The sequence below is a fragment of the Beduini sp. genome (assembly GCF_047239305.1).
Taxonomy (GTDB): Bacteria; Bacillota_I; Bacilli_A; order Erysipelotrichales; family Coprobacillaceae; genus Beduini.
In genome coordinates, this window is the sequence record NZ_JBKTEM010000002.1 from 475,077 (window position 1) to 495,070 (window position 19,994).

The following is a 19,994-nucleotide window of genomic DNA, read 5'->3' on the forward strand; positions in this document are numbered from 1 at the left end:
GAATACAATGAATGTGAAAAATAAGAAAAGCTTTATCGACCATAAGATGATAAAACGGGCAATTAAAGATTCCTTTATTAAACTGTCTTTTAAAACACAGAAAGAAAATCCGGTTATGTTTTTGGTTTATCTTTCTTCTATTTTAACGACTTTGCTGTGGCTTGCTTCATTATGCGGATACAGCGATGCTTCACCAATCTTTATCTTTGGCATTACAGTGATCCTGTGGTTTACGGTTTTATTTGCCAATTTTGCAGAAGCGATTGCTGAAGGGCGCGGAAAAGCTCAGGCAGATGCATTGCGTGCATCAAAAAGGGATGTCGAAGCGCATCGCATTCCTTCTATAGATCGTAAAGATCAGATTGAAAACGTCTATTCCACAGCTTTGAAAAAAGGAGATATTGTTTATGTGGAAGCCGGGGAGCAGATTCCTGCAGATGGGGATGTCATCGAAGGGGCTGCTTCTGTCGATGAGAGTGCCATTACCGGAGAATCGGCTCCTGTGATTCGTGAAGCCGGCGGAGACCGCAGTGCAGTTACCGGAGGAACGACTTTGATTTCTGACTATCTGGTGATTCAAGTGACTCATGCTGCCGGAGAAAGTTTTTTAGATAAGATGATTGCAATGGTGGAAGGGGCAGCCAGAAAAAGAACGCCTAATGAAATTGCATTACAGATATTTCTGATTGCCTTGACCATTATCTTTCTGTTAGTCACCGTATCTCTTTATACCTATTCTGTTTTTTCGGCTAAGTTAGCAGGGATCACCAATCCCATCTCAGTAACATCTTTAGTCGCATTGCTCGTATGTTTAGCGCCGACTACGATTGGAGCGTTGCTTTCTGCTATCGGTATTGCCGGTATGAGCCGCTTAAATCAGGCGAATGTACTAGCGATGAGCGGACGAGCCATCGAAGCTGCTGGAGATGTGGATATTTTGATGTTAGATAAAACGGGGACAATTACCTTAGGAAATCGTCAAGCCTGTGAATTTATTCCGGTAGATGGTGCAGACACAGAAGAATTGGCAGATGCTGCTCAGCTTTCTTCCTTGTCAGATGAAACACCTGAAGGGCGCAGTATTGTCGTTTTAGCGAAAGAGAAGTTTAATATCAGAGGACGTAATCTGCATGAATTAAACATGGAATTTGTTCCTTTCAGTGCAAAAACACGAATGAGCGGAGTGAATCTGAATGGTTTGGAAATTCGCAAAGGAGCGATGGATGCGATTAAAGAATATGTGGAAGCTCATGGGCATAATTATTCAAAGGAATGTCAGCAGGTGGTTGAGGAAATTTCTCATAAAGGCGGAACACCACTGATTGTGACAAAGGATTTTAAAATTCTAGGTGTTATCTATTTGAAAGATATTATTAAACAGGGAGTTCAGGAAAAATTTGCTGATCTAAGAAAAATGGGGATTCGAACCATCATGATTACAGGGGATAACCCATTGACTGCCGCAGCCATTGCCGCTGAGGCAGGGGTGGATGATTTCCTAGCAGAAGCAACACCGGAAGGCAAGCTGCAGATGATTCGTGATTTCCAAGCAAAAGGACACTTAGTCGCTATGACAGGAGACGGAACCAATGATGCTCCGGCTTTGGCACAGGCGGATGTGGCAGTCGCAATGAACACCGGAACGCAGGCAGCAAAAGAAGCCGGTAACATGGTTGACTTGGATTCTTCTCCGACAAAGCTGATTGAAGTTGTCCGTATCGGTAAACAGCTGCTGATGACACGCGGCAGCCTGACAACCTTCAGCATTGCCAATGACCTCGCTAAATATTTTGCGATTATTCCGGCATTATTCATGGGTCTGTATCCGGGATTAGGTGCTTTAAATATCATGCATCTTCATAGTGCGGAAAGTGCAATTTTCTCTGCTGTTATATATAATGCCCTGATTATTATCGCTTTGATTCCGCTTGCCTTAAAGGGGGTTAAATACCGTGAAGTATCTGCATCAAAGCTATTGACAAGAAACCTGCTCATTTTTGGAGCAGGTGGGATTATCACTCCATTTATTGCAGTCAAGTTTATTGATATGATTATTACTGCATTAGGGATCGTATAGGAGGACTACACATGAAAACTATTTTACCGATTTTTAGAAAGATGACTGCTTTTGCCTTAATACTCACTGTGCTGTGTGGTGGACTTTACACATTTAGTGTGACCGGTATTGCACAGCTGCTGTTTCCTCATACTGCCAATGGCAGTATCATTGAAATTGATGGAAAGAAATACGGCAGTGCCTTATTAGCCCAGCAATTTAGTGACAATAAGTATTTATGGGGACGTATCATGAATGTGGATATTCAAACTTTTACTGATGCATCGGGACAGCCTCTAGCTTATGGAGCCCCCTCTAATCTAGCAGTGACAAGTGAAGAATATGAACAGCTGGTTAGTGACAGAGTAAAGAAAATTCAAACAGCACACCCCGATCAGGCAGGAAATCCAATCCCCGTAGATTTAGTTACCTGCTCAGGAAGTGGGCTGGATCCACAGATTTCGGTAGCTGCCGCTAAATATCAAATAGAACGTATTGCAGCTGAGCGCCATTTAACTTCTCAGGAAGTGGAAGCTATTATTGATCGTTATACAACTTCAAGATTTTTAGGGATATTTGGAGAACCGGTAGTCAATGTGCTGAAAGTTAATTTGGCATTGGATGGCATCCTAAAATGACAGTAATTTATCCTATGCATGAGGTACTAAGCAGAGAATATCCTATTCTCCAAGAAACGCTCTCCGAGTCTAAAATAAAGAATCTGTTTTATTTGATCTTGGGCTTAGCCAGAGATTTTGATGCGAAATGCGAGGTTGTGAGTTTAGAGGAAACAACACAGCTTTGGCTGCTGTTTCCTAATTCCTGCATGGATTGCAGCATGTTCAGTCACGAATATAAAGAGCTCCTTTATACATTGCAAGATGAATTTGAATTAACGGTTCACGGTGTCAGTGAAGCCTATGAACCAGCCAGCTTAATGTTTCATGCCAAGGAAAAACAATTAACGGTTACCTATCAGAATATTTCCGGGAATCCTTTTTTTCAGCTCTATGCCATTCATCTGCAAATGAACTTTTCAAATGAAGTCACGGGGAGGTTCGTCAAGTCTGTCTTAACTAAATGGGATTTCTCCAAACCGTTGATCGCTGTAGAACCTTATTGGAAAAACCAGCTTAAAGAAAAAGATTTGTTTGAAACAGAAACAGATATTTATTACTATGATTATATTGTTTTAGAAGAATCGGAACAACGAAATGAATTATTGAAGGAAGCCTTATCGTTAAAACAGTTAGCTAAATTATGGGAGATTTTCTTGAATGAACAAGTGACTCCTTATGAATTATCTTTATTTGAACAAAGTACTTCGCATCTGGAATTGTTTCGTTTAGAAATGTCCTTACGCATGGCCTTACTCCACTGCGAAATCAGAGTTGTTTTGACTTCTCGGCATTTTGAAATTTATAAGCATGATCAGCGACTGTTGTTGGATAGTCATTCGGCGGCAGAAGGGGAAAAACTATTTTTGAAAATATTATTTCCGGTGAGAAGAAGATTTTGATCTTCTTTTCTTTATACAATCTTAATACGTGAGTGAAAATCTATATGGGATCCTAATGCGATTGTAAAAATAATTGTGTATAATGAGAATGATGAAACGAGGGATATCAAAATGGAAGAAGAACGTTTAAATCCGGATGCACTCTTAGAAAGCTTAACAAAGGAGAGACATCGGGGAAAATTAAAAATCTTTTTTGGCTATGCGGCTGGTGTCGGTAAAACGTATGCCATGCTTGAGGCGGCACATGCCGCTTTAAAAGCCGGTGTAGATGTCGTGATTGGTTATATCGAACCGCATACTCGCCCGGAAACCATGGCATTAGTCGAAGGCTTGGAAGAGATTGAGAACGTTGAGCTGCCATATAAGAATATGATTTTAAAAGATTTTGATATTGATCGTGCAATGACTCGCCATCCGCAGCTGATTTTAGTCGATGAGCTTGCTCATACCAACAGTGTAGGAATGCGTCATAAAAAACGTTATCAAGATATCGAGGAGCTGCTTCGAGCAGGAATCGATGTGTATACAACCGTCAATGTCCAGCATTTAGAAAGTCTAAATGACATCGTTGCTTCCATTACAGGGGTTATTGTTCGAGAACGTATTCCCGATGACCTTTTTGATTCGGCAGATCAGGTAGAGTTAGTCGATATTGAGCCGGATGAACTGATTGAACGTTTAAATGAGGGTAAAATTTACCAGCAAAAGCAGGCAAGCAAGGCACTGGGAAATTTCTTTTTAAAAGAAAACCTGGTGGCGTTGCGAGAAATTGCATTAAGACGCAGTGCGGACCGAGTAAATCGGCTCGTTGAAAAAAATAAGCAGAGAACCCATAAAGGAGATTACTTTACGGAGGAGCATATCTTGATTTGCTTATCCTCCTCTCCCTCCAATGCGAAAGTAATTCGGACTGCTTCACGTATGGCAAGAGCGTTTAATGGATCTTTTACTGCTTTATATGTGGAAAAGTCAGAATCATTAAGTACAGAAGATAATGAACGCTTACTTAATAATATTAAGCTGGCAGAACAGTCGGGAGCAAGAATTGTGACAATGCATGGGGAGGATATTGCCGATCAGATTTCTGAGTTTGCAAAAGCAGCAGGGGTATCGAAAGTCGTTATCGGACGTTCCAATAATAAAAGGCGCTATTTTTTTAATAAGCAGAGCCTCGTTGAAAAGCTAACCGTCTTAGCACCTAATTTGGATGTCTATATTATTCCGGATTATCCCAATGCCCTGCAGCATAAAAGAAATAACTGGAAAAAAGCTATCCATTTATCCTTTATTGATCTGTGGAAAACAATACTCTTGCTGGTGATTGCTACATTAATCGGAGCATGGTTCTATAGTTTGGGTTTCAGCGATGCGAATATCATTACCGTATATATATTAAGTACCGTAATTATTGCCATGGTGACAAAAGGAAGAATTTACAGTGTCACTTCTTCCTTGCTGAGTGTTTTGATATTTAACTACTTTTTTACGTATCCTCATTTTACTTTAATGGCTTATGATAAAGGTTATCCGGTGACATTCTTAGTTATGTTTATTGCTTCTTTTTTAATCAGTACCTTAACGACCCGAGTAAAAGAACAGGCACGGCAATCGGCACGACAGGCACATCGTACCAGTGTTCTTTTAGAAACCAGTCAGAAGCTGCAGCGTATGATGACCTATGATGAAATTCTCAAGCAGACCGCTTTTCAAGTAATTAAGCTGCTGAATTGTCCGGTTGTTGTATACTCTTGTGAAAATAAAACACTAAAAGCGCCGATTTTCTATTCCGGTGATTCGGGTACTGAAAGTGAAGGCTATCTAACGATGGATGAACAGGCTGTTGCTCAGTGGGTCTTTAAAAATAATAAGCATGCCGGAGCCTCCACCAACACTTTACCGGGGGCAAAATGTCTGTATTTAGCCATTCGCAGTCAAGATCAAGTCTTTGCGGTATTGGGGATTGCGATCAAAACAAAGGAACAGATTTCTTCTTTAGAAAAGAATTTGTTAGTGGCTTTATTAGGAGAATGTGCTTTAGCTTTGGAAAAAGAAGTGGCAACTCAAAGAAAAAATGAAATTGAAATGCAGGCAAAGCAGGAGCAGCTGCGTGCTAATTTATTAAGATCGATTTCACATGACTTACGTTCACCGCTGACCTCAATTTCCGGAAATGCAGGAGTTTTATTAAATAATGGAAAGATTTTAGATGAAGCCAAGAAACAGTCCCTATACAACGATATTTATGACGATTCGATCTGGCTGATCAATCTGGTGGAAAATCTATTAGCCGTTACCCGCATTGATAATGGGACGATCGCTATCCATATGGAACCGGAATTGGTTGAGGAAGTCTGTGTCGAGGCATTAAGTCATATAAGCCGCAAAAGCCGCGAGCATGAGATTTCACTGCATGTTGAAAATGAGTGGCTGATGGCAAAGATGGATACCCGTTTAATTATGCAGGTACTGATTAATATTGTGGATAATGCGATTAAATACACACAGATCGGTTCTAAAATTGAAATTAGTGTCAGAAGAGAAAAAGCGATGGTTCTTTTTGAAATTGCGGATAATGGAATGGGAATTGCAGATGAAGATAAAGGCAAGCTGTTTGAAATGTTTTATACAGCTGATTCCATATCAGGTGACAGCCGTCGTGGTTTAGGCTTAGGCTTGGCTTTATGTCAATCTATCATTCAAGCTCATGGAGGAGAGATCGGCGTTAGGGATAATGATCCGCAGGGAACGGTTTTTTACTTTACACTGCCAGCTCAGGAGGTTAATCTATATGTTTGATATTACTATTTTAGTTGTGGAAGACGACCGTGCAATACGCAATCTGATTACCACCACTTTAGAAACTCAGCATTATGTATTTTATTCTGCCAAAACGGGAGAATCGGCAATTATGGAAGCTGTTTCCAGAGCTCCGAATATTATTATCTTAGATTTAGGTCTGCCGGATATGGATGGAATTGATGTGATTAAGAAAATCAGGGGATGGTCGAATGTTCCGATCATCGTGGTCAGTGCCAGAAGCGAAGACCGCGATAAAATAGAGGCGCTGGATGCCGGTGCAGATGATTTTCTTACTAAACCATTTAGTGTTGAAGAGTTATTGGCTCGTTTGCGTGTAACGATCCGCCGTTTAAACTATGATGCTCAGGTGAAACCGGATGAAACTGAATTTATCAACGGAGCCCTGCGGATTGACTATACAACCCGTCTTGCCTATATTGATGAAAAGGAGATTCATTTAACACCGATTGAATATAAATTACTTTGTTTGTTAGCTAAAAATGTGGGAAAAGTGCTGACTCACAACTATATACTGCAAAAGGTATGGGCGAATGCAATAGCGGAGGATGTGCCTTCTCTTCGAGTATTTATGGCAACTTTGCGTAAAAAGATTGAAAAGGATACGGCACATCCGCAATATATTCAAACCCATATTGGGGTTGGATACCGTATGCTTCAAATCGAACAAAAAAAGGGATAGTTTCCCTTTTTCTTTATATAACTTTAATGATATCGGATATACCCTTGATGCCATCTTTATGAAAGAAATGGTATTGTTTAAGTAGAAAAGGGGAGATCCATATGCACATTATAATGAGCATGTCACAAGAAAAATCACAATATCTAATCAAGGAAAGATTGGAAAGCAGTCTATGTCTGTTTAAAATGGCAGGGATGATGTTTTTTCTTTCAATTTGCATGATCACAGCTTTATTTTTAAGTGTCGGAACGATTGTTATCCTTTGTGACTTTATGATTAAATTCTTCTTTTAAAGATGACAGTCCAAGCCATCATCTAAGAAAATCTGCTGATACGCTTTTAAGTCTTCCGGGTGCAATGCCAGAACATCTTTCATTTCATAAGACTGATCTAACAGCTCATATTTATTTTGACCGAACTGATGGAAAGGCAAGAGATCAACTCGTTTTATTCCAATCCTTTGTAGCAGCAGCGAAAACTCTTTGGCATCTGTTAAGTCATCGTTGACATGGGGAATGACCGGAATCCGAGCGATCACATCTTTTCCCTGTTTAATGGCATAAGTTAGATTTTTGATAATCAGATCATTGGAAACACCGGTATACTGCCGGTGCTTTTTTGGATCATGGTGTTTCATATCAAACAAAAGCAGATCAAAGGGGGCTATCACCTCTTTAAACGTCTCATGCGTACAAAATCCGGTTGTTTCACAGGCTAGATGAAGATGATGTGCTTTTAACTGATAAGCTAGGTCTAAAGCAGCTTTGGGCTGGCTTAAAAACTCACCGCCGGAAAATGTAACCCCGCCACCGGATTCCTCATAAAAAGGAACATCTTTCAATACTTCCTGAACAATGTCCTCAATCGTCTTCTCTTCTCCTTCCTTATCAATCGCCTGCATAGGACAGGCTTCGATACATTGCAGACAGAGCGTACATTTTTTAGAATCGAAATGAATTTTGTTTTGATTATGGGTAATGGCTTGTGTCGGACATTGATGAAGACATGTCAAGCAATGTTGACATACCGAAAGATTATAAGTTAATTGAATATGAGTGGACTGTGATTCAGGATTGGAACACCAGCTACAGTGCAAGGGGCATCCCTTGAAAAAGACGACCGTGCGAATGCCGGGACCATCATGAATACTGAATTTTTGTATATTGAAAATAGTGGCTTTCATGTATTTCACCTCTATCCCATAATAGCATGTTCCTCATTAATAGTAAATTAATAATTACATATAAATATAAAATATATTTCAAATGAAAGTGATAATATCTTAATTGAAACAATTTAATTTGTCTAATACAAGGGATTATGCTATACTGCTTACATAAGAGGGTGCTGAATATGAATGAACGACAAACGAAGATTTTAGACATTGTCAATGAACATAAAAAAATGGAAGTAGTAAAGCTATCGGAAATGCTTAATGTCTCTCAAGTGACGATTCGCAAGGATTTGGATTTATTAACTTCAAGGGGACTGCTGATTCGTGAGCATGGCTATGCGGTACTAAATAATTCCGATGATATCAATAAACGTTTAGCTTTTAATTATGATACTAAATTAAGAATTGCCAAGAAGGCAGCAGCTTTAGTCAATGACGGTGAAACGGTGATGATTGAATCCGGATCAAGCTGCGCGCTGTTAGCGGCAGAGCTGGCTTATCATAAAAAAGAGGTCACGATCATTACTAATTCTGCTTTCATTGCTTCTTATATTAAAGAAGCGCCTTTATGCAAAGTTATTTTATTAGGCGGTGACTATCAAAAAGAGTCACAGGTCACTGTAGGACCGATGATTCGTTTGCAGATAGCGGATTTATTTGTTGATAAGCTGTTTGTTGGGACTGATGGCTTTTTAAAACAGAAAGGATTTACAGGTGGGGATATGCTGCGCTGTGAAGCCGTTCGCAACATGGCAGAATCGGCTCAGCATGTAGCAATACTGACAGATTCTACTAAATTTCATCAGCAGGGTGTCGTTTTGCAGTTCCGTTTTGATCAGATCAGTTCCGTTTTTACGGATGAACAGCTTTCGATAGAAGATGAAGCGGTCTTGAAAGAACATCATATCGATGTCTATAAGGTATAGGATAAAAAAGATGGAACGCTACTTGAAAGAAACAGCGATGCTTGATTTTAATTCTGAAATGCTGCAGGATCTGATTTTGAAGCGAGGTTGGAAAAGGCTGGATGATGAACGAAAAATTAAGTCTATCTATGCCTTTGTGCGTGATGAGATTTATTTTGGCTATAATGTCAGTGATGAAATTTCTGCCGCACAGGTTTTAAAAGATGGTTATGGACAATGCAATACAAAAGGAACTTTATTCATGGCACTGCTGCGTGGCGTGGGGATTCCCTGCCGCATTCATGGCTTCACGATCGATAAGTCGCTGCAAAAAGGGGCGATGACCGGCTTTGTCTATAAGCTTGCTCCCCGCAATGTATTTCACAGCTGGGTTGAAGTATGGTTTGAAGGAACTTGGTATGAACTGGAAGCCTATATTTTAGATCGGACATATTTAACCCAATTACAAACCATCTTTAAAGACTGCACCGGTGCTTTTTGCGGCTATGGGGTGGCAGTTAAGGATTTCAGGCATTTAGTGATTGACTGGGACAAAAATAATACGTATATTCAAAGCGGAGGCATCAATCAAGATTTTGGTGTCTATGATTGTCCCGATGATTTACTGCTGGAACATCATCAGACATTATCTAAAGGCAAAGCATTTTTATTTCGCCATGTAGGGCGTCGCTTAATGAACCGCAATGTAAATAAAATAAGAAAAAATGATGAACAATCATCATTTTAGTAAATCAAAATGGCTGAGAGCTAGATAAATACCGTCTTCATCAACAGAAGCGGTAATATAATCGGCTCTTTTTTTCACTTCTTCATTGGCGTTGCCCATGGCAATGGAAAGACCGGTATGCTCCATCATTTCCAAATCATTATGACCATCACCAAAAGACATGACTTCATTTTTTTGATAGCCGTATTTTTCCATGATTTTTTCAATGCCGGTGACTTTCGTTCCGTTTAGCGGAGTAATATCCAGCGCCTGCGGATGCCAAGAGGTAATTGAGCAATGAGGTAATAAAGAAGCTAAGATCTGTTGATGAGTAGCTAAACTGACATAAGGACACATCTGATAGATCGGTGCTTTTCCGTCAATCTGATCACGTACCGGTTCGATTGGTGAGGAGATCGCTGCTTGGGCAGCAATCGTATGTTCATCAATAAAATTAACATACATATCATCTTTTTCAATAAATAAAGTGGAGATTGGATTTAGTTTTATATAATCCAAATAGCACTGTATGTCTTCTAGATCAATGGGACGATGATAAATCACCTCCTCATGATCTAGGCAATACTGCCCATTTAAAGTGATATAACCATCAAAGCAAAAGGCTTCGGGAACTCTAAGATACTCTAATTCTCGCATGTGACGCCCCGTGGCAATATAGAGCTGAATCCCTTTTTCTCTTAGTTTATTTAAAGCTGCCAGGGTACTTTTGGGTATTGAATGGGATGTGTGAGAATACAAGGTTCCATCCACATCAAAGAAAATTGCTTTAATCATCATGTTCCTCCTTTTTTCATCCCTACTATAACATATTTCTACAGCTTTGATAGTAACATTCAAATTCTGTAAAAATGAGTAAACATATCCACACTGTGAATTCTTTCTACACATTGTGAAACTTTTATCGTATACTTATATAAAGGGGTGGTGTTATGAAAGTCTATGCACATCGTGGTGCAAGTGATCAGTACCCGGAAAATACGATGCTGTCTTTTACTCAGGCGATTGAAAAAGGGGCTGACGGAATCGAAGCCGATGTTCAATTAAGTAAAGATGGAATTTGTGTATTGATCCATGATGAAACAATCGATCGTACTTCTAACGGTATGGGATGGGTCAAAGATTACACTTATCGTGAATTACTGGAATTTGAATTTAATAATGGCAAGGATGTGGGAGAATGGGTGAAAATTCCTAATCTTGAACAATTATTAGCGTTATCTAAAGAAAAGAAGGTACCGTTAATCTTAGATTTGAAAACAGACTGTATTGATTATGTCGGTCTTGAAGAAAAAGTCTATGAGTTAGTTAAGAAATATGATTTGTTGGATCAAGTAATTTTTTCGTCAAGTCATATGGATTCATTAACCAAATTAAAAGGAATTGATCCAACGATTCAAGCCGGTTTTGTGTTTGAACGCCGTTTTGAAGATAATGCCATTAAGGCAAGACATTATAAAATTGATTACTTGCATCCTCGCTATTCAATGCTGACAGATAACATAGTGAAAAAAGCATTGGAAAATGGATTGAAGCTCAATGTATGGACACCTAATAAAGAGGAAAACTTAGAAATGGTCAGCGGCTATGGAGTCAATATGTGCATAACAAACCGTGTTTTAGTCGCTAAAAAAATAGTGAATAAGGAGAAATCATGAGGTTAGATAAGTTTTTAAAAGTATCGCGTATTATCAAAAGACGTACTTTGTCAAAGGAAATTGCAGAAAGTGAGCGTGTGCTTGTTAATGATAAAGTGGCAAAGCCAAGTACCCAACTTAAGATCGGAGATTTGATTACGGTTGAGTTTGGAACTCGCCGCTTAGTTGTCAGAGTGTTGGAACTTAAGGAGCATGTTTTAAAAAATGATAGTACGATGTTGTATGAAATAGTAAAAGAAGAGAAAATCAGTCAGAATTATGATGATTAAGTTTTGACATAATAGAGTGCCTTTTTTCATATTTTATGATGAAAGGAGGAATCAATATGGAAAATAATGTCCATTTTGACCATGCACCGTTTCATCATGTTTACTTAAAAGATCGTAAAACGGTGGAATTAACAGGTGTTAAAAAAATAGAAAGCTTTGATTCTTTGGAGTTTTTGATTGAAACTTCACTCGGATTCTTGAATATCATAGGTAATGAATTAGCTTTGGCACGCTATGATCAGGAAAAAGGAGAAGTTGGCATCAGAGGGAATATTGAATCAATGAGCTATGTATCAAACAAGAAGAAAATGGTCCAAAAAGAAAAGATGCTGGGAAAATTACTTAAATAATGAGCCTTTCAGTTCAATTTCTGAGTTTGCTGGTATCGTTTGCCTACGGACTCATCATGGGATTTATTTACAGTGCGATCAATCGCCTGGTGTTTGTTTTAAGGAAAACGATTCTACGCTATTTGCTTGAAGTGGTAATGATGGCAGCTTTTTCTTTTCTTTATGTGATCGTGAATGTTTACATCAATGATGGTCAAATCAATCTTTATATGTTGTTATGTCTAACGATGGGTTTGATTATGTATGAGCATTATTATGCAGTTTATACATTATATTACATGGAATATGTGATGCGTGGGCTGAAATATATTTTTAGCCCCTGCGTATTCATTTTTAAAAAGATTTGTGGTATATTAAAGCTATGCAAAAAGAAGGTGAGACAGTGGCTGCGAAAAAGCATAAAAAAAAGAAAAGAAAACTTGACTTCTCAAAACTACGAGGAGTAGCGTATTTAATGGTAAGTATTGTTTTATTGGGGCTGCTGGTCTCAGATTATTATAAAACCATTGAAACACAGAAGAAAGAAATGGCCGAAGTAACGGCACAAAAAGAAGCGCTGGAAAAAGAAAAAGCAGCGATTCAGCTGGAAATCGAAATGTTGAATAATGAAGATTATGTTACGCGATATGCCAGAGAAAATTATGTTTTCACAAAAGACGGAGAAACAGTTGTCATCTTACCTCAAAAAAATCAATAAAGATTGAGGTATGCTATGGAACTGACAAAACTATTTGATCAAATAGATTTTGTATTAATGCATGGAGATTTAGATGTAGAGATTGAACATTTAGCTTATCACTCAAAGAAAGTTAAACCTCAATCTCTATTTGTTTGTATAAACGGAACACGACAGGATGCCAGTCAATTTATCAATGAAGCAATTGAAAATGGTGCTGTTGCCATTGTGACGGAAAATCGTAGCCTGAACTATCCGGATGTAACGATGGTTTATGTCGAGGATATCCGTAAGACGTTGGCATTATTATCCTGTCGTTTTTTTGACCAGCCGGCTCGTCAGCTGAAAATGATCGGCATTACCGGTACCAAAGGGAAAACCACGGTAGCGGTCATGATCTATGAAACACTAAAAAACAGTGGGATTAAAGTAGGACTAATGGGAACTAACGGCATTTTTATAGGAGATCAAATCTATCCCTCTGAAAATACCACTCCGGAATCTTATGAGATTCAATATTATTTAAGAGAAATGGTCAATCAGGGATATACGCATGTCATATTGGAAGTGACATCCATCGGTATTATGCGGCATCGTGTAGATGGTTTCACTTTCGATATTGGCTGCTTTACGAATTTATCTCCCGATCATATCGGTGAAAATGAGCATAGTAGTTTTGAAGAATACAAGCATTATAAAATGGAACTGATGCGGCGCAGTGATGTCTGCTTTATCAACCGTGATGATTTTTATGCAGTAGATATGATCAATAATGCGAATGGGAAAGTTCGTTTATATGATCTGACTCGCGTTGTCGATGAGCCGGTCAGTGCTGTTGATTATTTGAATGAACAGGGATTAAAAATGAAGTTTCTTTATAAGCAGCTGATTTTTACAATCCCATTGCCCGGTAAATTCAATGTTTCCAATGCGCTGTTGTGCATTGGTGTATGTGAATATCTCGGAATTGATGTGATGACGATTAAAGAGACCTTAAAAGAGATTCATATCAGCGGACGAAGTGAATTTGTGGAGACTTATCCGGGAGTCAATGTATTCATTGATTTTGCGCATAATGCATTAAGCATGGAAAATATTTTAAAAACGATGCTGCACTATCAGCCCAAACGATTGATAACCCTCTTTGGCTGCGGCGGTAACCGTGATCGTCAGCGCCGCTATGAGATGGGGAAAATTTCAGGCATGTATGCAACGTTAAGCATTATTACTTCAGATAATTCCCGCTATGAATCAACGGAAAATATTATGGCGGACATCATTCGCGGAATGAAAGAAACCAGTGGTAAATATGTCGCAATCGAAGATCGTAAAAGTGCGATTGAATTTGCATTGCAGCTGGCACAGTCAGGAGATATGATTCTCATTTTAGGAAAAGGGCATGAACAATACCAGGAGCTAAACGGAGTCAAAAAAGAGTTTATCGAAAAAGAAGTCATCCTGGAGTGTCTTCCACATAAAGAGATATAAAAAATGGCGGTGAATTGGATCACTGCCATTTTTAAGTTAATCAATTTGCCAATCAATCGGTATTAGCTGATGCTCGGTTAAAAAGGCATTTGTTTTAGAAAAATGCTGACAGCCAAAGAACCCGTTTCTTGCGGAAAAAGGACTTGGGTGTGCACACATTAAAATAAGGTGCTGCGGATTGGTGATTAATTCTGCTTTTTGCTGAGCATGACGCCCCCATAAAAGAAAAACCACCGGAGTATTTTTTTTGTTCATCTTGCGGATAATCTGATCGGTAAAGGTTTCCCAACCCTTTTTAGCGTGGGAATTCGGCTTTCCTTCACGAACACTTAGTACTGTATTAAGCATTAATACACCTTGTTTTGCCCATTTGGTCAGTTCACCATGATCAGGAATTGTACAGCCTAGATCGCTCTGTAATTCCTTATACATATTTTTTAGTGACGGCGGCGGAGTAATCCCTTTTTTTACTGAAAAGCATAAGCCATGCGCCTGTCCTTTGCCATGATAGGGATCTTGTCCTAAGATGACAACACGGGCATTTTGGTAAGAGGTGTAAGTTAATGCGTTAAACAAATCTTCTTTAGGCGGATAGATCGTCTGTGCTGCATATTCTTCTTCTAAAAATGCTTCTAGCTGGGTGAAATAGTCTTTACTGAATTCCTCTTTTAATAGATCATCCCAGTCGTTGTTTATTTTTACCATCGATAAATAACTCCATTCTTCTACAATATTTTCTTTATTGTATCATAGATTTTATTTATTCTATATTTTATTTTCACTTTGGAGTATAATAGGTGTGCTAAAAGTATGTAGGGAGGTCATTTCATGTTTAAAACGGCTCAGGAAGCGATCGATTATATTGAAAGACAAATTCACAAGTCACCATTAGCTGCATATCAAAAAATATTGAAACAGCATCAGATACCAACCGATACATTGAAATTTATCCATGTGACCGGAACCAATGGCAAAGGAAGTACTGTCAATTATCTGCGCAGCTTATTGAATCAGGCGGGTTATAAGGTTGGAACTTTTACGTCACCTTATTTGATCAGCTATCATGATCGCATCTGCATTGATAAACTGCCGATCAGCGATGAGGAATTACTAACAATCGTTAATGAACATTACGAGTGGATTATCAGTGAAGGACTCTCTAAATTTGAAATTGATGTCTTGATTATGTTGGTATATTTTGCCTCTCAGCAAGTCGATTATGCCATTGTTGAGGTGGGAATTGGGGGAAGATATGATAAAACAAATGTGATCAGCAGCTGCTTGTCGTTGATTACCAATATCGGATATGATCATATTCCCTCACTAGGTAATAATCTGGAGGAGATTGCTTTTCAAAAGGCAGGAATTATAAAAGAAAATACTGCGGTCATTACTACTGTGACACAGCCTGACTGCTTAGCGGTCATTAAAAAGGAAGCAGAGTTAAAACAGGCACAGATGATGATCTGTCAGCCGCCGCTTGTTAATGCGTATCCGATTTGCTTTGAGTATCGCAATATGTCCTTGCATTTAAAGCAAACGGCACTATATCAAGTGGAGAATGTCTGTTTGGCTTTGGAGGCATTGTTTTATTTGAAGATCTCGCTAACGCCTCAGCAGATTGAAACGGCGATTTTGGAAACCAGCTGGCCGGGACGATTTGAAAAGATCACTTATCAAGGACATTCAATTTATATTGATGGTGCCCATAATATTGATGGGATCATGGCTTTGCAGAAAACAATTGATGCCTTTAAGCAAAAAGAAGTGATTATCATCTTTTCCGCTTTGAAAGATAAGGATTATGAGAAGATGATCGCTGAACTGGAGAAGCACTATACCGTTTACTTAACCGTTTTTGCTGATGAACGCAAAGTCGATCTGACGGATTTAAAGGGACATTGCCATGTCTTTGCTTCTTTTGAAGAAGCATTGAGCCGGGCACTGCTGACTAAAGAAATGATTGTGGTAACAGGTTCTTTGCATTTCATTTCCGATGTAAGAAGAAAATTACTCAAATAAAAAGCGAACGTCATGTTCGCTTTTTAACGATATGGGTATTCATATTGAATTTCTTCGTCAAATTCTGCCCATACAAAATAGATCATTTGGAATAAATAACGTTTTCCGGTTTTAGGATCACTGATGATTAAATGATCTCGTCCTGCCGCTTCGATTACCCCTTTATAGACACGGTCACGCCATTCATTTGAATCCGTATAAGTAAAGTAGAAAGTCCCTACCTTTCCCTTATTTAAACGGAGTATGTTTTCAATGTAAGATTGTTCAGGGAAATTGATAGGAGGTACCGGCTGTGGTAAGATTTGAGGCGGTACTGGCTGCAGTGGGGTTTGAGCAGGCGGTGTTGGATATGGCTGATTAGGCGCATATTGCGGCATCGTCTGCTGTGGTGTGTAAGGGGTGGTTGTTGATGCCCCCTGCGTTGTCTGATTTAATGTTGAGGGATAAGTGTAAGTTTTTTGATAATCCATATTGTCTCCTTTATAAATTACAGTTTAAATTAGCTTTTGGGTCATAGAAGCAATGTTGTTTAAAACGACCTGCTAAGACTCCATAGAATTCAGGCGGGCAAGGAACGTCCCTGCCAGGATTACGGTACCATAACGCATCGGTTGCCGGATCAGCACGATAACCGTTAATGCATCTTAAAGCCAGTTCTCGTTCTTTCCCGTTGGCACTTCCGAACCAAAGATCGGTACCTACCCCTTCAAAGGCATTCTTTTGATAGATGACTTGCTGAATTGTGGTCGTATTTCTAAACACATCACAGTTGGCAACAACACGATTAATAACGACGTTTCCAACTAAAAGCATTCCGAAATTTCCTTCTCCCAATGCCTCTGAACGCATGATACGGCCTAATAAATCAATATCTTTTGTGATATATTTACATCTAGCGATTTTCTCACCTTCTTTTCTATACGTTCTAATATATGAGAGAAACGATTGAAAAATACATGAAAAATAATTCTGTAAAAATAGACCTCAGAAAGTGAATGAGAAGCTAAGTAAAATGGTCTTGGTTTTACTTTGAAAGATACTTTTCAAGTGGAAAAATATCACTCTGAATGTGTATTTGATAAATAGAAAAGTGTTGATGAATAGGGCTTTTTTTAGAAAAGTTGATTTATTAAATAAAATCTTGTATACTATAACTGCTTGGAGGTGGTTTGATGAAAAAAATCATCAAATTCGCTCTTTTGGTTGTAGCTTGTATGGTAGTTGTGGCCTGCGGTGCGAAAAACAAAACAGTGAATATTACAAAAGATGGAACTGTATATGAATATGCTAATGTTTCTTTTACTTATCCTAATAGTTTTAAAAAACAGGATGCGACTTTATATAATAGATCAGAAGAATTAAGCGATCACGTTAAAACGATCTTTGCAAAGGATCAAGAAGAGATGACACTGATGATTGATCCGGTCATCGAAAACAATAAAGTGGAAGAATTGATTCAGCTTTTTCGTGTAGAAGTGGAAACCACTGGAGCGACGATTATTTCAAATACTAAAGTCACTTTAACTAATGGTGATGGCTGCTATGAGATTGTGGCTGAAAACGGAGACGTAAAAGCGAAGTATATGGTGATTTTTGAAGAAGGATATCGCTATTGCTTAAAATATAAAACAGCAACAAAGGATTACGACAACAAGATCATTAATATAGATAAATTTCTTTATACGTTTGCCGTGAAAGAGCAAGGCGAATAAGGGAATTGCTATTTAAAAGCGGTTATGATAAAGTTAATAATAGAATAGTTATGATGCGAGTACAATAAAGGGTAGAGACAGTTTACTCATTAAAGATTCGTTATCTGGCATTGCATGAAAAGTGAAGCTTCTTTGAATGCATGCCTTTTTTGTTAGGAGGGTAAAACATGAAATTATTTAATTCAATGACCAATAAAAAAGAAGAATTTATTCCTATAAAAGAGGATGAAGTGAGTATTTATGTTTGTGGACCTACCGTTTATAATCATGCACATATTGGCAATACACGTCCGTTAATTATTTTTGATGTTCTGCGCAGAGTGTTGGAATATCGTGGGAAGAAGGTTATCTTTGTTTCCAACTTTACTGATGTGGATGATAAAATTATTAAAGCGGCAAAGGCAGAAGGAATCGATGAACGGGTTTTAGCACAGCGCTATATCGATGCTTATAATGCTGTTCGCGATGAACTGAATTTACTGCATCCAACGTATACGCCAAGAGTAACAGACACTATGGATCAAATCATTGCGTTCATTGATGACTTGGTGAAAAATGGGTTTGCTTACGAAAAAGATGGAGATGTTTACTTTAGAGTAGAGAAAATTGAAGAATATGGACATCTGTCTGGAATACGCATTGAAGATCTGCTGAATGGAGCCAGCAACCGTGTAGAAGAAAATGGCAAAAAGGAAAGTCCGGTTGACTTTGCTTTGTGGAAAAAGACAGATGATGGAATTCAGTTCGATAGTCCGTGGTCAAAAGGAAGACCGGGATGGCATACGGAGTGTGTGGTCATGATCAACGATTTGTTTGAAGGCGGAAAGATTGATATTCACGGCGGCGGACAGGATTTAAAATTCCCGCATCATGAAAATGAGATCGCTCAGTCAATGGCTTGCCATCATCATCCGATTGCCAATTATTGGGTGCATAATCAGATGATTAACATAGATAATGCGAAAATGTCGAAGTCATTAGGTAATGTTATGTGGGCAAAAGATTTGATTCCCAAATTAGGGATAAATGTTTATAAGTGGGTGATGATGTCAACGCATTATCGCAATCCACTTAATTACACAGAGGATTTGGTGAGTAATGTCAGAAAAGAAGTCGATAAAGTCAGCAGTGTTATCAAACAGATTTCTTTATGGATGCAGGTAAACCATATTGATCCTAGTTCACAATGTGATCCTCTTTTAGAGGAAATGGTTGAAGCATTAGAGGATGACTTAAATACATCACTGGCATTATCAAAAGTTCTGGAAGCAGTCAAAGGGTTGAATCAGCTGTATCGTCAAAAAGAAAAAGATGCTGATGCGATTGCTAAACTCTATCATACATTGCTGATGATGCTGGAAGTGTTTGGATTTAAGTTTGAAATCAAAACATTGACTGATAAAGATATCGATTTATATCAGCAGTGGCAAAACAGCAAGGCAATAAAAGACTTTGAGAAGGCAGATAGTCTTCGCAGCCAGCTGATTGAAAGAGGCATCTTATAGTGAGAACAGAATTAATGAATGCTGTTGTTTTAGCGTATATTGGGGATGCCGTCTTGGAAACAAGGGTGCGTGAACATATCATATTGGACTTGAATATTATTAAGCCAAATCTATTACAGCAGGCATCTATTGCCTATGTCAGTGCCAAAGCACAGGCAGCCTTCATTGATTATGCACTAAAAGAGAATATTTTTACTGAGGAGGAATTCAGCTTTTATCGTCGTGGTAAAAACGCAAAGGAAACGCGTGTATTGAAAAATACCAGTCCTTTGGCTCACAGTAAGTCAACTGGCTTTGAGGCGGTTATCGGTCATTTGCATTTAAATCATAATGAAGAAAGACTGGCACAATTATTTACGATCTATGAAGCATTTGTTGAACAAAGTGAATGCAAAGATGAAAAGAATTAAGAGGTA

The 19,994-nt window shown here is 38.6% G+C and carries 23 protein-coding genes; 18 read left to right on the top strand and 5 right to left on the bottom strand.

The window, feature by feature from the left end:
• Positions 1–7: 7 nt before the first annotated feature.
• From kdpB to ACLRVU_RS06065, 6 genes are all read left to right on the top strand, one after another.
• Positions 8–2,077: a potassium-transporting ATPase subunit KdpB gene (kdpB, locus tag ACLRVU_RS06040; protein WP_412891141.1), complete on the top strand. Its 2,070-nt coding sequence runs from the start codon at positions 8–10 to the stop codon at positions 2,075–2,077.
• An 11-nt stretch (positions 2,078–2,088) separates the two neighbouring features.
• Complete coding sequence (gene kdpC, locus ACLRVU_RS06045) at positions 2,089–2,694, top strand: potassium-transporting ATPase subunit KdpC (RefSeq protein ID WP_412891142.1); 606 nt, start codon at positions 2,089–2,091, stop codon at positions 2,692–2,694.
• Positions 2,691–3,575, top strand: a complete 885-nt coding sequence (locus ACLRVU_RS06050; protein ID WP_412891143.1) for a hypothetical protein — start codon at positions 2,691–2,693, stop codon at positions 3,573–3,575. The genes kdpC and ACLRVU_RS06050 overlap by 4 nt, the downstream gene beginning before the upstream one ends.
• A gap of 111 nt (positions 3,576–3,686) precedes the next feature.
• Complete coding sequence (locus ACLRVU_RS06055; protein WP_412891144.1) at positions 3,687–6,371, top strand: DUF4118 domain-containing protein; 2,685 nt, start codon at positions 3,687–3,689, stop codon at positions 6,369–6,371.
• The gene (locus ACLRVU_RS06060; RefSeq protein ID WP_412891145.1) at positions 6,364–7,074 is read left to right on the top strand and encodes a response regulator; all 711 of its coding nucleotides are present in this window, start codon (positions 6,364–6,366) and stop codon (positions 7,072–7,074) included. The genes ACLRVU_RS06055 and ACLRVU_RS06060 overlap by 8 nt, the downstream gene beginning before the upstream one ends.
• 101 nt (positions 7,075–7,175) lie before the next feature.
• A complete protein-coding gene (locus ACLRVU_RS06065) occupies positions 7,176–7,367 on the top strand; it encodes a hypothetical protein (protein WP_412891146.1) in 192 nt (63 codons plus the stop codon).
• Here ACLRVU_RS06065 and ACLRVU_RS06070 read toward each other — a convergent pair.
• Positions 7,364–8,257 (bottom strand): glycyl-radical enzyme activating protein, encoded by an 894-nt coding sequence (locus ACLRVU_RS06070; RefSeq protein ID WP_412891147.1) that lies wholly within the window; start codon positions 8,255–8,257, stop codon positions 7,364–7,366. The two genes, ACLRVU_RS06065 and ACLRVU_RS06070, sit on opposite strands and share 4 nt — an antisense overlap.
• Positions 8,258–8,427: 170 nt before the next feature.
• On the opposite strand from ACLRVU_RS06070, the gene ACLRVU_RS06075 reads away from it, so the two are divergent.
• Positions 8,428–9,174 (top strand): DeoR family transcriptional regulator, encoded by a 747-nt coding sequence (locus ACLRVU_RS06075; protein ID WP_412891148.1) that lies wholly within the window; start codon positions 8,428–8,430, stop codon positions 9,172–9,174.
• 10 nt (positions 9,175–9,184) lie between these two features.
• On the top strand, positions 9,185–9,901 hold the full coding sequence (locus tag ACLRVU_RS06080; RefSeq protein WP_412891149.1) for a transglutaminase-like domain-containing protein: 717 nt from the start codon (positions 9,185–9,187) through the stop codon (positions 9,899–9,901).
• Here the strand turns inward: ACLRVU_RS06080 and ACLRVU_RS06085 are convergent.
• Positions 9,893–10,675, bottom strand: a complete 783-nt coding sequence (locus tag ACLRVU_RS06085) for a Cof-type HAD-IIB family hydrolase (protein ID WP_412891150.1) — start codon at positions 10,673–10,675, stop codon at positions 9,893–9,895. The two genes, ACLRVU_RS06080 and ACLRVU_RS06085, sit on opposite strands and share 9 nt — an antisense overlap.
• Positions 10,676–10,830: 155 nt before the next feature.
• On the opposite strand from ACLRVU_RS06085, the gene ACLRVU_RS06090 reads away from it, so the two are divergent.
• From ACLRVU_RS06090 to ACLRVU_RS06115, 6 genes are read left to right on the top strand one after another with little or no spacing between them, the layout of a single operon-like run.
• Positions 10,831–11,556 (top strand): glycerophosphodiester phosphodiesterase family protein, encoded by a 726-nt coding sequence (locus ACLRVU_RS06090; protein WP_412891151.1) that lies wholly within the window; start codon positions 10,831–10,833, stop codon positions 11,554–11,556.
• Positions 11,553–11,825, top strand: coding sequence for an RNA-binding S4 domain-containing protein (locus ACLRVU_RS06095; RefSeq protein ID WP_041139909.1), 273 nt, complete (start codon positions 11,553–11,555; stop codon positions 11,823–11,825). Before ACLRVU_RS06090 ends, ACLRVU_RS06095 begins: the two co-directional genes overlap by 4 nt.
• Positions 11,826–11,881: 56 nt before the next feature.
• On the top strand, positions 11,882–12,175 hold the full coding sequence (gene yabP / locus ACLRVU_RS06100) for a sporulation protein YabP (protein ID WP_412891152.1): 294 nt from the start codon (positions 11,882–11,884) through the stop codon (positions 12,173–12,175).
• Positions 12,175–12,621, top strand: a complete 447-nt coding sequence (gene yabQ / locus ACLRVU_RS06105) for a spore cortex biosynthesis protein YabQ (protein WP_412891153.1) — start codon at positions 12,175–12,177, stop codon at positions 12,619–12,621. The genes yabP and yabQ overlap by 1 nt, the downstream gene beginning before the upstream one ends.
• A gap of 8 nt (positions 12,622–12,629) precedes the next feature.
• Positions 12,630–12,872 (top strand): FtsB family cell division protein, encoded by a 243-nt coding sequence (locus ACLRVU_RS06110; protein ID WP_412891154.1) that lies wholly within the window; start codon positions 12,630–12,632, stop codon positions 12,870–12,872.
• A gap of 15 nt (positions 12,873–12,887) precedes the next feature.
• Positions 12,888–14,339, top strand: a complete 1,452-nt coding sequence (locus ACLRVU_RS06115) for a UDP-N-acetylmuramoyl-L-alanyl-D-glutamate--2,6-diaminopimelate ligase (RefSeq protein ID WP_412891155.1) — start codon at positions 12,888–12,890, stop codon at positions 14,337–14,339.
• 36 nt (positions 14,340–14,375) lie between these two features.
• On the opposite strand, the gene ung is transcribed toward ACLRVU_RS06115, so the two are convergent.
• The gene (ung, locus tag ACLRVU_RS06120; RefSeq protein WP_412891156.1) at positions 14,376–15,044 is read right to left on the bottom strand and encodes a uracil-DNA glycosylase; all 669 of its coding nucleotides are present in this window, start codon (positions 15,042–15,044) and stop codon (positions 14,376–14,378) included.
• 123 nt (positions 15,045–15,167) lie between these two features.
• Between ung and ACLRVU_RS06125 the strand changes: the two genes are divergently transcribed.
• Positions 15,168–16,361, top strand: a complete 1,194-nt coding sequence (locus ACLRVU_RS06125; protein ID WP_412891157.1) for a bifunctional folylpolyglutamate synthase/dihydrofolate synthase — start codon at positions 15,168–15,170, stop codon at positions 16,359–16,361.
• 23 nt (positions 16,362–16,384) lie between these two features.
• Here ACLRVU_RS06125 and gerQ read toward each other — a convergent pair whose 3' ends face one another.
• Together gerQ and ACLRVU_RS06135 are read right to left on the bottom strand one after the other, a co-directional pair.
• Positions 16,385–16,831: a spore coat protein GerQ gene (gene gerQ, locus ACLRVU_RS06130; protein ID WP_412891158.1), complete on the bottom strand. Its 447-nt coding sequence runs from the start codon at positions 16,829–16,831 to the stop codon at positions 16,385–16,387.
• Between the two features lie 10 nt (positions 16,832–16,841).
• On the bottom strand, positions 16,842–17,210 hold the full coding sequence (locus ACLRVU_RS06135; protein WP_412891159.1) for a cell wall hydrolase: 369 nt from the start codon (positions 17,208–17,210) through the stop codon (positions 16,842–16,844).
• Between the two features lie 323 nt (positions 17,211–17,533).
• On the opposite strand from ACLRVU_RS06135, the gene ACLRVU_RS06140 reads away from it, so the two are divergent.
• From ACLRVU_RS06140 to ACLRVU_RS06150, 3 genes are all read left to right on the top strand, one after another.
• On the top strand, positions 17,534–18,073 hold the full coding sequence (locus ACLRVU_RS06140; RefSeq protein WP_412891160.1) for a hypothetical protein: 540 nt from the start codon (positions 17,534–17,536) through the stop codon (positions 18,071–18,073).
• Positions 18,074–18,240: 167 nt separating this feature from the next.
• The gene (gene cysS / locus ACLRVU_RS06145; RefSeq protein ID WP_412891161.1) at positions 18,241–19,578 is read left to right on the top strand and encodes a cysteine--tRNA ligase; all 1,338 of its coding nucleotides are present in this window, start codon (positions 18,241–18,243) and stop codon (positions 19,576–19,578) included.
• Positions 19,578–19,988, top strand: a complete 411-nt coding sequence (locus ACLRVU_RS06150; RefSeq protein ID WP_412891162.1) for a Mini-ribonuclease 3 — start codon at positions 19,578–19,580, stop codon at positions 19,986–19,988. The genes cysS and ACLRVU_RS06150 overlap by 1 nt, the downstream gene beginning before the upstream one ends.
• Positions 19,989–19,994 lie beyond the last annotated feature (6 nt).